The organism is Streptomyces sp. NPDC026538 (genome assembly GCF_055567535.1).
In genome coordinates, this window is record NZ_JBVHQG010000005.1 from 612,377 (window position 1) to 625,160 (window position 12,784).

Annotated in this window: 17 protein-coding genes; 9 read left to right on the forward strand and 8 right to left on the reverse strand. The window is 71.5% G+C overall.

Annotation, left to right across the window (positions count from 1 at the left end; translation table 11 throughout):
• Positions 1 to 194: 194 nt before the first annotated feature.
• The 4 genes from ACZ4N4_RS23250 to ACZ4N4_RS23265 all read left to right on the forward strand — a co-directional run bounded on the left by ACZ4N4_RS23250 (position 195) and on the right by ACZ4N4_RS23265 (position 3,612).
• Entirely contained in the window at positions 195 to 1,601 is a 1,407-nt protein-coding gene (locus tag ACZ4N4_RS23250; protein ID WP_467591630.1) for a family 2B encapsulin nanocompartment shell protein, read from the forward strand.
• A gap of 113 nt (positions 1,602 to 1,714) precedes the next feature.
• Entirely contained in the window at positions 1,715 to 2,815 is a 1,101-nt protein-coding gene (locus ACZ4N4_RS23255) for a family 2 encapsulin nanocompartment cargo protein polyprenyl transferase (RefSeq protein ID WP_467591633.1), read from the forward strand.
• A 248-nt stretch (positions 2,816 to 3,063) separates the two neighbouring features.
• A complete protein-coding gene (locus ACZ4N4_RS23260) occupies positions 3,064 to 3,270 on the forward strand; it encodes a hypothetical protein (RefSeq protein ID WP_467591636.1) in 207 nt (68 codons plus the stop codon).
• A gap of 9 nt (positions 3,271 to 3,279) precedes the next feature.
• Complete coding sequence (locus ACZ4N4_RS23265) at positions 3,280 to 3,612, forward strand: DUF952 domain-containing protein (protein WP_467591639.1); 333 nt, start codon at positions 3,280 to 3,282, stop codon at positions 3,610 to 3,612.
• On the opposite strand, the gene ACZ4N4_RS23270 is transcribed toward ACZ4N4_RS23265, so the two are convergent.
• The 6 genes from ACZ4N4_RS23270 to ACZ4N4_RS23295 form a co-directional block, all read right to left on the reverse strand.
• A complete protein-coding gene (locus ACZ4N4_RS23270) occupies positions 3,609 to 4,349 on the reverse strand; it encodes a VOC family protein (RefSeq protein WP_467591642.1) in 741 nt (246 codons plus the stop codon). The genes ACZ4N4_RS23265 and ACZ4N4_RS23270 overlap by 4 nt on opposite strands.
• 19 nt (positions 4,350 to 4,368) lie before the next feature.
• A complete protein-coding gene (locus tag ACZ4N4_RS23275) occupies positions 4,369 to 4,785 on the reverse strand; it encodes a VOC family protein (protein WP_362731516.1) in 417 nt (138 codons plus the stop codon).
• A gap of 37 nt (positions 4,786 to 4,822) precedes the next feature.
• The gene (locus tag ACZ4N4_RS23280; protein WP_467591646.1) at positions 4,823 to 5,371 is read right to left on the reverse strand and encodes a Clp protease N-terminal domain-containing protein; all 549 of its coding nucleotides are present in this window, start codon (positions 5,369 to 5,371) and stop codon (positions 4,823 to 4,825) included.
• Positions 5,352 to 6,668 carry a caspase family protein gene (locus ACZ4N4_RS23285; RefSeq protein WP_453571019.1) on the reverse strand — a complete coding sequence of 439 codons (1,317 nt, stop codon included), beginning with the start codon at positions 6,666 to 6,668 and terminating at the stop codon, positions 5,352 to 5,354. The genes ACZ4N4_RS23280 and ACZ4N4_RS23285 overlap by 20 nt, the downstream gene beginning before the upstream one ends.
• Before the next feature lies 1 nt (position 6,669).
• Complete coding sequence (locus ACZ4N4_RS23290; RefSeq protein ID WP_467591650.1) at positions 6,670 to 7,038, reverse strand: effector-associated constant component EACC1; 369 nt, start codon at positions 7,036 to 7,038, stop codon at positions 6,670 to 6,672.
• A gap of 112 nt (positions 7,039 to 7,150) precedes the next feature.
• The gene (locus ACZ4N4_RS23295; protein ID WP_453380349.1) at positions 7,151 to 7,549 is read right to left on the reverse strand and encodes a helix-turn-helix transcriptional regulator; all 399 of its coding nucleotides are present in this window, start codon (positions 7,547 to 7,549) and stop codon (positions 7,151 to 7,153) included.
• A 106-nt stretch (positions 7,550 to 7,655) separates the two neighbouring features.
• Here ACZ4N4_RS23295 and ACZ4N4_RS23300 point away from each other — a divergent pair, with 106 nt between their 5' ends.
• From ACZ4N4_RS23300 to ppk2, 3 genes are read left to right on the forward strand one after another with little or no spacing between them, the layout of a single operon-like run.
• The gene (locus ACZ4N4_RS23300) at positions 7,656 to 8,810 is read left to right on the forward strand and encodes an inorganic phosphate transporter (protein ID WP_453571025.1); all 1,155 of its coding nucleotides are present in this window, start codon (positions 7,656 to 7,658) and stop codon (positions 8,808 to 8,810) included.
• 14 nt (positions 8,811 to 8,824) lie between these two features.
• Positions 8,825 to 9,055 (forward strand): hypothetical protein, encoded by a 231-nt coding sequence (locus ACZ4N4_RS23305; RefSeq protein WP_467591654.1) that lies wholly within the window; start codon positions 8,825 to 8,827, stop codon positions 9,053 to 9,055.
• A 33-nt stretch (positions 9,056 to 9,088) separates the two neighbouring features.
• On the forward strand, positions 9,089 to 9,985 hold the full coding sequence (gene ppk2, locus ACZ4N4_RS23310) for a polyphosphate kinase 2 (protein WP_360477053.1): 897 nt from the start codon (positions 9,089 to 9,091) through the stop codon (positions 9,983 to 9,985).
• A gap of 295 nt (positions 9,986 to 10,280) precedes the next feature.
• Here the strand turns inward: ppk2 and sodN are convergent, their stop codons facing one another.
• Entirely contained in the window at positions 10,281 to 10,676 is a 396-nt protein-coding gene (gene sodN / locus ACZ4N4_RS23315) for a superoxide dismutase, Ni (RefSeq protein WP_055634112.1), read from the reverse strand.
• A 145-nt stretch (positions 10,677 to 10,821) separates the two neighbouring features.
• On the opposite strand from sodN, the gene sodX reads away from it, so the two are divergent.
• Positions 10,822 to 11,274, forward strand: a complete 453-nt coding sequence (gene sodX / locus ACZ4N4_RS23320) for a nickel-type superoxide dismutase maturation protease (RefSeq protein WP_453580357.1) — start codon at positions 10,822 to 10,824, stop codon at positions 11,272 to 11,274.
• On the opposite strand, the gene ACZ4N4_RS23325 is transcribed toward sodX, so the two are convergent.
• Entirely contained in the window at positions 11,160 to 11,807 is a 648-nt protein-coding gene (locus tag ACZ4N4_RS23325; protein WP_467591657.1) for a CGNR zinc finger domain-containing protein, read from the reverse strand. The two genes, sodX and ACZ4N4_RS23325, sit on opposite strands and share 115 nt — an antisense overlap.
• A gap of 100 nt (positions 11,808 to 11,907) precedes the next feature.
• Here ACZ4N4_RS23325 and ACZ4N4_RS23330 point away from each other — a divergent pair, with 100 nt between their 5' ends.
• Positions 11,908 to 12,678 carry a class I SAM-dependent methyltransferase gene (locus tag ACZ4N4_RS23330; protein WP_453580320.1) on the forward strand — a complete coding sequence of 257 codons (771 nt, stop codon included), beginning with the start codon at positions 11,908 to 11,910 and terminating at the stop codon, positions 12,676 to 12,678.
• Positions 12,679 to 12,784: the final 106 nt, after the last annotated feature.

Genomic DNA, 12,784 nt, shown 5'->3' on the forward strand with positions numbered 1-12,784 from the left:
TACGAGCCGATCCGGACAAGTCGCCATATCGCGGGTCAGGTAAGCGGATATTCGCCCGGCATGCCCACTTGTTCGATGATCTATTCCCGCTCTTTCGGGTAATGGCCCGAGCACGTTCCGTGATGACAGGGTGGCCGGTGAGACCGATGCGTGGGCAGTTCGGCGTCCGCGCAGGTATGGGAGGGCATTTCCTTATGTCGGTAGGCGAAGAGGTCCGCACGGATCAGGGCAAGCCGCAGCAGTCTCTGGACACGGCGGCCGCGCGGAACCTGGCCACCACGACCAAGTCCGCTCCACAGATGCAGGAGATCAGCTCCCGCTGGCTGCTGCGGACACTCCCCTGGGTCGAAGTCCAGGGCGGCACGTACCGAGTGAACCGGCGGCTCACCTACACGGTCGGTGACGGCCGTATCACGTTCCTGAAGACCGGAGACCGGGTCGAGGTCATCCCCGCGGAGCTGGGCGAGCTGCCCGTCCTGCGGTCGTACGAGGACCAGGAGGTGCTGGGGGAGCTGGCCCAGCGCTGCCGGCAGCGCGACTTCGCCGCGGGAGAGGTCATCGCCTCGTTCGGCAGCCAGGCGGAGGAGGTCTATCTGCTGGCCCACGGCCGTGTCGAGAAGATCGGCACCGGCCCGTACGGCGACGACGCGGTGCTCGGCGTCCTCGCCGACGGCGCGCACTTCGGCGAGCAGGGCCTGATCGACCCGGACGCCATCTGGGAGTACACCGCCCGCGCGGACACGGCCTGCACCGTGCTGACCCTGTCCCGGCAGGACTTCGAGCAGGTAGCGGAGCGCGCCGACTCGCTGCGTGAGCACCTTCAGCAGCTGCGTGCGATCCCCGAGCAGCGCACCAACAAGTTCGGCGAGAAGGAGGTCGCCCTCGCGGCCGGCCACAGCGGCGAGCCCGAGATCCCGCACACCTTCGTCGACTACGAGGCCCGGCCGCGTGAGTACGAGCTGAGCATCGCCCAGACCGTGCTGCGCATCCACACCCGGGTCGCCGACCTCTACAACCAGCCGATGAACCAGACCGAACATCAGCTCCGGCTCACCGTCGAGGCGTTGAAGGAGCGCCAGGAGCACGAGCTGATCAACAACGCGGAGTTCGGTCTGCTCAGCAACTGCCAGTACGACCAGCGGCTGCAGCCGCACGACGGCGTGCCCAGCCCCGACGACATGGACGAGCTGCTCAGCCGCCGCCGCGGCACCAAGCTCTTCCTCGCCCACCCGCGTGCGATCGCCGCCTTCGGCCGTGAGCTCAACAAGCGCGGACTGGTCCCCGAGTCCGTCGAGGTCGGCGGCAACCGCATCCCGACCTGGCGCGGGGTCCCGATCTACCCGTGCAACAAGATCCCGGTCTCCGAGGCCCGGACCACCTCGATCATCGCCATGCGTACGGGCGAGGCGGACCAGGGCGTCATCGGGCTGCGCCAGTCCGGGATCCCCGACGAGATCGAGCCGAGCCTCTCGGTGCGCTTCATGGGCATCAACGAGCAGGCCATCATCAACTACCTGGTCACGGCCTACTACTCGGCGGCCGTTCTGGTCCCCGACGCGCTCGGCGTGCTGGAGAACGTCGAGATCGGCCGCTGGAGGTGACGTTTCCGCACTTCGCGGCCGTGTCCCCGCCCTCCGGGGCGGGTACACCCTCGGGGTACGTGCCGAGCCGGGGCGGAGACGCCACCATATGCGCACTCCGCGAGGGGGAGGCCATGGCCGAGTTCGTGACGGAGCGCCAGCAGCGTGCCACGGGGGTGCCGCCGGAGGGGGTCGAGTCCCTCGAGGGGGCCGAGGCGGCGGCCATACTGGAGCGGGCCAGGGCGTCCGTCGACCCCGAACTGCACGCGGCCGTCGACTCGTTGCCCGGTTCGATGCGGCGGATCGCGCTCTACCACTTCGGGTGGGAGCACGCGGACGGCACCCCGGCGGCCGGCGACGCGGGCAAGGCCATCCGGCCCGCCCTCGTCCTCGCCGCCGCCGACGCGCTCGGCGGACCGGCAGCCCGCGCGGCCGCCGTGCGGGCCGCGGCCGCCGTGGAGCTGGTGCACAACTTCACGCTGCTGCACGACGACGTCATGGACCGGGACACCTCCCGGCGGCACCGGCCCACGGCGTGGACCGTGTTCGGCGACGCCGACGCGATCCTCGCAGGGGACGCCCTCCAGGCGCTGGCCCTGCGGCTGCTCGCCGAGGACCCGCACCCGGCGTCCGGGCCCGCCGCCGCCCGGCTCGCACAGTGCGTCCTCGAACTGTGCGCCGGTCAGCACGCGGACACGGCCTTGGAGGACCGGGCACCCGGCGAGGTCACCCTCGACGAGGTGCTCGTCATGGCCGAGGCCAAGACCGGGGCGCTGCTCGGCTCCGCCTGCGCCCTGGGCGCGCTGTACGCGGGGGCGGCGGAGGAGGAGGTGGCGGCGCTCGACGGCTTCGGCCGGCAGTCCGGGCTCGCCTTCCAGCTGATCGACGACGTCATCGGGATATGGGGTGATCCACGGCGCACCGGCAAGCCGGCCGGCGCGGACCTGGCGGCCCGCAAGAAGTCCCTGCCGGTCGTCGCGGCCCTCACCTCCGGTACCCCGGCCGCGGGCGAACTCGCCGAGCTGTACGCCAAGCCGCGGGTGCGGGCCGACGCCGACGAGATCGCGCGTACGGCACTGGCCGTGGAGCGGGCGGGCGGCCGTGACTGGGCACAGGCCGAGGCGGCAGACCGGATGGCCCGGGCGATGCAGGAGCTCGCCCGTGCCGTGCCCGACCCCGAGTCCGCCGGCGGTCTGCTCGCGCTCGCCGAGTTCGTGACCCGGCGCAGCAGGTGAAGACCCCGGGGCCCCCGGAACCGCGCGGCTCCTGACCCCGTACGGCTCTCCGGGGGCTCCGGCCCAACGGGTCCCGCACATCCCCACGGCGTGCGGGGCCCGTCGTTTTCGAGGGGCGCGTCGCCTGCCACGGCGTGCGGGGCCTGCCATGGGGGGCGGGCTCGACGCCCTTCGCCGTCGCCCTTCTGCCGGGTTCTGCCGGTTTCCTTCGGATCCCGGAGGTCTCGGTTTCGGCCTAGGCTGGAGACATGGACAGCCAGGAGCGGGTTTGTCCGGAGTGCGGGCAGACCGTGGAGAGAGTGGTGCGTCGGCACAAGACGCTGGGCGCGTGGGTTCCCGTCTGGGGGCCCGGTCCCTGTCGTAATCCCGACTGCGCCGGGAACCGTGCGGGGAAGCGGCCGCCGCAGTCCCCGCCGTCAGAGGGCGCCGGGAAGCACGACCCGGCGACGCCCTAGCGTTACGGCATGACCGGACTTCCGAACATCCTGCACATCACCGAGCGCTCCCTGTGGGAAGAGGCCCGCGCGCGGGGCTCCTACGAGCTGTCCACCCGCGGCCGCACCCTCCAGGAGGAGGGCTTCATCCACTGCTCCACCCGCGACCAACTCCCGCGCATAGCCGCCTTCCTGTACGGCTCCTACGACGGACCGGACGAGCTGGTGGTGCTGGTCGTGGACCCGGCCCGGGTCGGCGTACCGGTGAAGTGGGAGGCGGCGGAGCCGGGCGGCGAGGAGTTCCCGCACGTGTACGGGCCGATCCCGGTCGCGGCCGTGGTGGATGTGGAGCCCTGGGGCTAGCCCCGGCCGGGAAGTCCGCCGGTCTCCGGGTCCCGGCCGGTCAGGCAGTAGACGCCGCCCGCCGGGTCGCGCAGGACCGTCCAGTGCCGGCCCTCGGCCACCTGGACGGCGCCGAGCTCCTCGTGCCTGGCCCGGGTCGCCGCGATGTCCGCGCAGGCCAGGTCGAGGTGGGCGGTGGCGGGCCGCTCGTCGGCCAGCCGCTGGAGCAGGATCCGCACGGGCAGCCCGGCCGGCGGCCTGAGTACCCGGAACTCCGGCAGCGAACCGGTCAGCAGCTCCCAGCCGGTCAGCTCCGCCCAGAACGCGGTCTCCGTCTCGTACGCGGACGGCGGGATGTCGAGGCTGACCTGGTCGAGCCGGCTGCCCGCGACGACCGGCGGCCGTACCGACTCCCCCTGCCAGGGCACCGCGCACCACGACTGCCCGGCCGGCGACCGCAGTACGGCCCAGCCCTCGTGCTCGGCGACCGGTTCGGCGCCGAGTTCGCGGGCCCGCTTCACCAGCCCCGGCACGTCCTCCGCGCAGAGGTCCAGGTGGGCTCCGCCGGGCCCCGAGTCGACGCCCTGGACCTTGACGCAGGCGTCGACACCGGTGGTCGGCAGCAGCGTCACGAACTCGTCGTTCTCCCCGCGGGGTGCGGAGAGGAAGGTGCCCGTGACGGCCGTCCAGAAGGCCTGGGCGGCGGCCAGGTGCGCGGCGGGGCGGTCGGCGAAGGCGTACGTCCAGCGGATGGTCATGGAGGGGATCGTAGAGGGGCTACTCGTCCCGGCGTTCCGTGAAGCGCAGCAGGTTGCCCGCCGGGTCCCGGAACGCGCAGTCCCGCACGCCCCAGTGCTGGTCCGTCGGTTCCTGGATCACGTCACCGCCGTGCTCCCGCACCCGTTCGTACAGCGCGTCGCAGTCGGTGGTGGAGAAGATCACCCCGCGCAGCATCCCCTTGGCGAGCAACTCCGCCATGGCCTGCCGGTCGGCCGGGGAGGCGTCCGGGTTGGCGCCCGGCGGCTCCAGCACGATCTCCACGCCCGGCTGCTGCGGCGACCCGACGGTCACCCAGCGCATCCCCTCGAACGCCACGTCGTTGTGGACCTCCAGGCCGAGAACGTCCCGGTAGAAGGCCAGGGCCTTGTCATGGTCGTCGACGGCGATGAAACACTGCGCGAGTTTTACGTCCATGGGGTCAGGCTAGGAGGAAACAGTCCGCCGTGCCGGGTCAGCTCATGGCCCAGACGTAGGGGTCGTGACCGGGTGGCGGGGCGGCCCCGTCGGCGGGGTCGGGGGCGTGGATGCCCGAGGCGCCGGCGAGGGCCCGGGTGACGAGGGAGTCCAGCAGGGCGGCGGGGGTGGCCGGGGCGGTGAAGGATGCGCGGACCCGCCGGGGGTCGACCCGGTGTTCCGCGAGAACGTCCACCAGCACGGTGTTCGCGGTGGCCAGCAGGGCGAACAGGAGGTGAAAGGGCTGCACGAGCCGGTGACCGAGCCGGTCGGCCTCCTGGGACGCCAGCTCGAACACCGCGGTGGCCTCACCGGTCAGCGGCAGGAAGTCCCCCGGTTCGACCGTGCCCACGCCCAGGGCCGTGGTCAACGCCACGCGCAGCCGTCCGGCGGGCGTGCCGAGCAGTCGTACGACCTCGGTCTCGTCCGCGTCGAGCAGCCCGAGCAGGACATGCCCGGGCTCGACGTACCAGTGCCTGAGCGCCCGTGCCTCCGCGCGGGCGAGGTCGACGACGTCCCGCGCCCGGTCACTGAACCTCTCGTACATGACTCACCCCCGCCAGATCCTCCCGGGCTCTCCGGGTGTGCGGATGCTCCGGGCCCAGCAGGCGCTCCCGCACCGCCACCACCTCCCGCAGCAGCGCCAGGGCCTCCTCCCGGCCGCCCGCGAACGCCAGGTTGCGGGCCAGCAGATGGCGGGTCCGCAGCGTGTGCGGATGGTCCGTGCCCAGCACCCGCCCCCGGTCCGCGAGCAGCACCCGGAGCATCCCGACCGCCTCCTCCCGGTGCCCCGCCTCCCCCAGGTTGACAGCGAGGAACTGCCGGGTGCGCAGGGTGTCCGGATGGTCGGGGCCGAGCAACCGCAGCTGATCGGCGAGGAGGTGGCGCAGCAGAGCGGCCGCCGCCACGGGGCTGCCGGCGCCGCCGAGGCTGTGTGCGTGGGACTGGCGGCCGCGCAGGGTGTCCTCGTGCTCGGCGCCCAGGATCCGGGTCTGCTCGTCGACGATCTCCCGCAGCAGCGCGGCGGCCCCGGTCCAGTCCCCGGCCCGGCCCTGCTCGACGGCGGCCGTGTGGCGGCGGCGCAGTTCGGGTCCGGCGGTGGCGCCGAAGGCGCGGTTGATGCCCAGGGCGATCGAACCGGCCGTGCCGGCGCCCCGGTTGAGCGGGGTGGGCAGGCCCTCGGCGGCCATGACGGCGCTCAGCCGGCGGTAGAGGTCGTCGACCGTGAGCAACTCGGGCCCGCCGACCACCCCTTCGCGCAGCAGTCGTATCAACCGGCCCGAGAACGCGGTGTGTTCCTCGTCGGGGAGGGCGAGGGCGACCTGGTCGCGCTGGGCGGAGGTCAGGACATAGGTGCCGGCCACCTCCAGCCGGTCGATCCGCCCGGTGTCGCCGCTGAGCGAGTCGCCGACGGCCCGGCCGGAGAAGCAGCAGTCGAGGACGACCACCTTGGTCTCGGCGGGGGAGTCGAGGACGGCGTCGCGCAGCTTGTCGTACTCCAGGGAGTTGAAGTCGGGCGCCTCCCAGCGGCTGTCCGGCAGCGCCAGGTACAGGGTGTGCCGGCGCCCGGAGACCAGGCCGTGACCGGCGTAGTAGACCAGCAGGAGGTCCTCGGCGTCGGCGACGGCGGCGCGCAGCCGGTCGCCGACCGTGCGCAGGTCGCCGTCGTCGAGCAACACCGTGCAGTGGTTCTCGGGGACGAGCCGGTACGGGGGCTCGGTGAGCAGCCCGGCGAGATCGGTGACGGTCCGCTCCACCACCGGCAGGTCGGGCAGCGCCGGGTCGCAGTAGCGGCTCGCGCCGATCAGGACGACCCGGGAGCGGTGGGGGTCGGGGAGCCGCACGTCACGCGCCCTGTTCCGGCCGCTCCTCCAGGGCCTGCCGCAGGATCTCCGCCACGTCCTCGCGGCTGACCCGCCTGGCGTCGATCTCGACGGCCGGGCCGTGCTCGTGCCGGACGCTCAGTTTCACGTCGCTGCGGCGCGGTTGGGTGATCCAGGCGCGCAGGCAGGAGGCGAGCAGGGTGAGCGGGCCGCCCGCGCCCAGCAGTACGGACACCGTGTCGAGGGGGACGCCCAGCTGCCCCTCGGCCGGGCCGCCCCCGGTCAGCCGGACCTTGCCGGCGAGCGCCGGCTCGCCTCTGAGCCAGTCGGTCAGGGACTCGGCGTCCGCGACCGGGGCAGGGCTGAGGACGGAGATGATTGCAGTTGCCACGGATCCCCCCGATGCATGCGCGGACCCTGCCCGATGCGTGCACAGACCTTGTCGGGCAACGGTGTTGACCTCGGCGGCCAGTGTAGGGCCGGGGCAGCGGAAAGTGATCCGGTCAGTACGGGCGGCGACGGGGCCGGGTGAACGTACGGGCCACGCAGGACGGGATCACCGTGCTCTCCTCGTGGTCTCGCGCCCGGTACGCGCTCGGCGTCTCCCCGACCAGCTCGGTGAACCGTGAGCTGAAGGATCCGAGCGAGGTACAGCCGACGGCCATGCACACCTCCGTCACGGTGAGGTCGCCGCGCCGCAGGAGCGCCTTGGCCCGTTCGACGCGCCGGGTCATGAGGTAGCTGTACGGCGTCTCCCCGAAGGCCTTGCGGAAGCTGCGCTGGAAGTGCCCCGGCGACATGAGGGCCGTGCGCGCGAGCTCGGTCATGTCGAGCGGCTCGGCGTACTCGCGGTCCATGCGGTCGCGCGTTCGGCGCAGCCGCCTCAGGTCCTCCAGGGTCATGGCCTCAGCATGGCATGCACATCGCGCACTCGGACCGGATCTGTTCTTGTACCTTCGTTTCCCTCCGGTTCTCGCGCAATTGGCTCGCGCTTGTTTGCATATAGGAATGGACCACATCACGTTCCTCGTGGCGGTCGTGATCGTCACTGCACTTGCTTTCGACTTCACCAACGGGTTCCACGACACGGCGAACGCGATGGCCACGTCCATCGCGACGGGTGCTCTCAAACCGAAGACGGCCGTTCTGATCAGCGGAGTGCTGAACCTGGTCGGAGCCTTCCTCTCGACCGAGGTCGCCAAGACGATCTCCGGCGGCATTGTGAACGACGCCAAGGTGACCCCCGCGATGATCTTCGCGGGGCTGGTGGGTGCGATCCTCTGGAATCTCCTGACCTGGCTGGTCGGACTGCCCTCCAGCTCCTCGCACGCCCTGTTCGGCGGGCTGATCGGCGCCGTGTGGGTCGGCGCGGGCTCCGGCGCGGTCAACTTCAGCAAGGTCCTCGAGAAGATCATCATCCCGGCGTTCGCCTCGCCGGTGGTGGCGGGCGTCGCCGCGCTGATCGCGACGTACTGCGCCTACAAGCTCACCGCCCGCGGCCGCGCGGACTCCGTGACCAGGGGCTTCCGGCTCGGGCAGATCGGCTCGGCCTCACTGGTCTCGCTCGCGCACGGCACCAACGACGCCCAGAAGACCATGGGCATCATCACCCTGACCCTGATCTCCGTCGGCGCGCTCCCCGGCGACGCCGGCCCGCCGGTCTGGGTCATCTTCACCGCCGGTCTCGCCATCGCCCTCGGCACCTACATCGGCGGCTGGCGGATCATCCGCACCATGGGCAAGGGCCTGACCGAGATTCAGTCCCCGCAGGGTTTCGCGGCCGAGACCGCCTCCACGGCCGTCATCCTGACCTCCGCCCACATGGGCTTCGCCCTGTCCACCACGCAGGTCGCCTCCGGTTCCATCCTCGGCGCGGGCCTCGGCCGGCGGCTCGCGGAGGTCCGCTGGGGCATCGCCGGGCGCATGGTGGCCGCCTGGGTGATCACCCTGCCCTGCGCCGCGCTGGTCGGCGGCATCTCCGCGGCCGCGGTCAAGCACGGCGGCAACTTCGGCACGGTCGTGGTCGCGCTGGTCGGCGCCGCGCTGGCGGCGGGCATCGTCCTGCTGTCGCGTCGCAACCCGATCGACGCGAAGAACGTCAACGACGGCCACGAGGTCGCCATCCGCACCACGCCCCCGTCGCACGTGGGCACCGCCGCCTGAGTGAGGGAGTTCCCATGAGCATCGACTGGACCGCACTCGGCGAGGTCACCGCCGTGAGCATCGGAGTTACATTCGCAGTGGTGGTTGTCTTCTCCCTCGGCGTCCTCGGGCTCGCCCGCCGCGAGGGGGCCAAGGAGCAGGGCGGCACCAGCGCCGTGGGCGCCGCCCAGGCGGGGCTGTGCTTCCTCGCCTGCGCGGCGGTGGTGGCGTACGGCATCTACCTGATCGTGCCGCAGTTCCACTGATCCACCGACCCACAAGCCGCTGAGGAGGACTGGATGACGACGCCGGACCTGCTGTCCGACCTGGCCGACCTGAAGGTCGACTACAGCGACCCGGACGACCCCGTACTCATCCGCCCGGACGGATCCCCGATCGACACCTGGCGGGAGAACTACCCGTATCCGCAGCGCATGGAGCGCAAGGAGTACGAGTGGCACAAGCGGCTCCAGCAGATCGAGCTGCTGAAGCTGCAGACCTGGATCAAGGAGACCGGGCGCCGGATAGTCATCGTCTTCGAGGGCCGGGACGCGGCCGGCAAGGGCGGCACCATCAAGCGCTTCACGGAGCACCTGAACCCCCGTGGCGCGCGGGTGGTGGCGCTGGAGAAGCCCACCGAGCGCGAGAGCGGCCAGTGGTACTTCCAGCGCTACGTCGAACACCTCCCGACGGCCGGTGAGATCGTCCTCTTCGACCGGTCCTGGTACAACCGGGCCGGCGTCGAGCGGGTCATGGGCTTCTGCTCGGACGACGAGTACCGGCGCTTCATGCGGCAGGCCCCGCTGTTCGAGCGGATGCTGGTGGACGACGGGGTGGACCTGGTGAAGTTCTGGTTCTCGGTCTCGCAGAGCGAGCAGCGGACCCGCTTCACCATCCGCCAGGTCGACCCGGTACGGCAGTGGAAGCTCAGCCCGATGGACCTGGCCTCGCTGGACCGCTGGGACGACTACACGGCCGCGAAGGTCGCGATGTTCCGGGAGACGGACACCGAGTACGCCCCCTGGACGGTGGTCAAGAGCAACGACAAGAAGCGGGCCCGTGTCGAGGCCATGCGCAGCGTTCTGGCCCGTTTCGACTACGCCAACAAGGACGAGGAGGTCGTCGGCAGCCCGGACCCGCGGATCGTGGGTGCGGCGGCGGGCCTCCTGGAGGCCGGCGAGGACGACCACCACTAGGGCCGGTCTGACCATTCCCGTCGTCGCCCGCATGGCGTCGCGAGGCAGACGGGCATTGTCAGACAGGCCCTGGCCCCGACCTCGAAGAGCCCGGCCGGTTCCCCGGCCGGGCTCTTTGCTCGTGAAACCGAATGACCACGGCTCGGCGCAGGGCCCGGGGATCTTCCGCATGATCTGAACCCGGGCCCGGCCGCCGCCTCATGGGCCGGGCCGGGGAAAGACGACCGCACCCGGCCGCCTCGGCCGCCGTGGGTGGCGGCCTGCGGGCCGGGTGCGGGCTGGTGGACCGGGAAGGTCAGGCCTTCTTGGTCTCCCAGAAGATCTTGTCGATCTCGGCGATGAGCTCCAGGGCCTTCTCGCCGGTCTTCGGGTCCGTGGACGCCTTGGCGGCGGACAGGGCCTTCAGGGTGTCGTTGACCAGGACGTGCAGCTGCGGGTACTTCTCGAAGTGCGGGGGCTTGAAGTAGTCACTCCAGAGCACCGACACGTGGTGCTTGGCAAGCTCGGCGCGCTGCTCCTTGATGACGGTGGCGCGAGCCTGGAAGTGCGGGTCGTCGTTGGCGGCCATCTTCTCCTGCACGGCCTTCACCGACTCCGCCTCGATGCGGGCCTGGGCCGGGTCGTACACACCGCAGGGCAGGTCGCAGTGCGCGCTGACCTTGACCTTGGGGGCAAACAGGCGGGAAAGCATGGAGCATTCCTTCCTCGTGATCGTCTTCTCAGGTGGGACATTACTCCCTGGGAAGCCTGATTTCGCGAGTGCCCCCATGGGCTTAGGACAAAAGTCCAGGGTCAGACTGAGACTGGTGGAGGAACGGACCGGGGAGGTGCCGGCGATGCCGGAGCTGTCGCAGGAGACCGAGCGGGGGAGGGGCGCCGCGCTCTTCGGGCTGGCCGAGGTGACCGGCCCGTCGATGGTGCCCACGCTGTACCAGGGGGATCAGCTCCTGGTGCGCTATGGGACCCGGGTGAGGGCCGGTGACGTCGTCGTCCTGCGCCATCCTTTCCAGCAGGACCTGCTGGTCGTCAAGCGGGCCGTGGAGCTGCGCGAGGGCGGCTGGTGGGTGCTCGGGGACAACGCGTACGCGGGCGGGGACAGCACGGACTACGGGGCCGTGCCGGAGGAACTGATCCTCGGCCGCGCCCTGTTCCGCTGGCGGCCGCCCAGGGCCGGTCAGCGCTCGCCGCTGGCGCTGGCGCGCTGGGCGCTCTCGGCGGCCCGCCCGGTGCTCGCCGACCGCTCGGCCAGGTCGGGCCGGTCCGCCTCCAGGCGTTTGCGGGCCCGGTAGGCGGCCACGTTGGCGCGGGTCGCGCAGCGGTCCGAGCAGTAGCGCCGGGAGCGGTTGGTGGAGGTGTCGAGATAGGCGTTGCGGCACGGCGTCGCCTCGCACAGGCCGAGCCGGTCGACGCCGTACTCGGTGAGGTGGAAGGCCAGGCCCATCGCCGCGATCGCCGCATAGCCCGCGGTGGCGTTGGAGGGGTGGTCGGCCAGGTGCATGTGCCACAGCGGGCGGTCGTCCTCGTCCCGGTGGTCGTGGCCGGAGATCTGCGGTGACACCGGGAATTCGAGCAGCAGTGAGTTCAGCAGGTCCACGGCCAGCGTCTCGTCGCCCTTGTCGGCCGCCTCGAAGACCGCGCGCAGCCGGGCCCGTACCGAGCGGAAGCGGGTGACGTCGGCGTCGGTGGTGCGGCGGGCCGCCGACGCGTTGACCCCGAAGAGGGCGCGGACGGCCTCGACCGAGGTCAGGGAGTCCTTGCCCCGGGCCGGTTCCTCGCTGTTGACGAGTCGGACGGCGTAGTCCGAGTAATAGGCCAGTTCCACTTGTAGTCCTTACGGGGGTGTTCTACGGTCAGTGGTGCGGTCGGGTAACAGCCGGTCGTGCTTCCAGGGTATTACGGGACTCGTACGGCGGAGGGTTGCCATGACGGACGCGCAGACGACCACGACCGGGGCCGACTGGCGGGCCTGGCAGGAGAGCTGGGACCGGCAGCAGGAGTGGTACATGCCGGACCGCGAGGAACGGTTCCGGATCATGCTCGACATGGTCGAGGCGCTCGTCGGTACGGCCCCGCGGATCCTCGACCTCGCGTGCGGCACCGGCAGCATCACCGCCCGGCTGCTCGACCGCTTCCCGGCGGCGGTGAGCGTCGGAGTCGACCTCGACCCGGCCCTCCTCGCCATCGCCGAGGGCACCTTCGCGGGCGACGAGCGGGCCACGTTCGTCACCGCCGACCTCAAGGACCCCGAGTGGACCGCGAGGCTGCCGTACGACTCGTACGACGCCGTCCTGACCGCCACGGCCCTGCACTGGCTGCACAGCGAACCCCTCGCGGCTCTCTACGGTCAGGTCGCGGAACTCGTCCGCGACGGCGGTGTCTTCATGAACGCGGACCACATGATCGACGACAGCACGCCCCGGATCAACGCGGCGGAACGGGCGCAGCGGCATCGCCGTATGGACCAGGCCAAGGAATCGGGAGCGCTCGACTGGGCCGAGTGGTGGCAGCTGGCCGCGCAGGACCCGGTACTGGCCGGGCCGACGGCCCGTCGGTTCGAGATCTACGGCGAGCACGCGGAGGGCGAGATGCCCCCCGCGGCCTGGCACGCACGCGTGCTGCGGGAGAAGGGCTTCGGCGAGGCCCGGGCGGTGTGGTGCTCGCCGTCGGACACGCTGCTGCTCGCGGTCAGGTAAACGCCGAAGGGGCGGTACGAGCATCCTCGTACCGCCCCTTCCGGGTCGCATCGCGCCTTCGCCTCGTACCGCGCCTTCGCGTCGCACCGCTGTTTCGCGTCGTGCC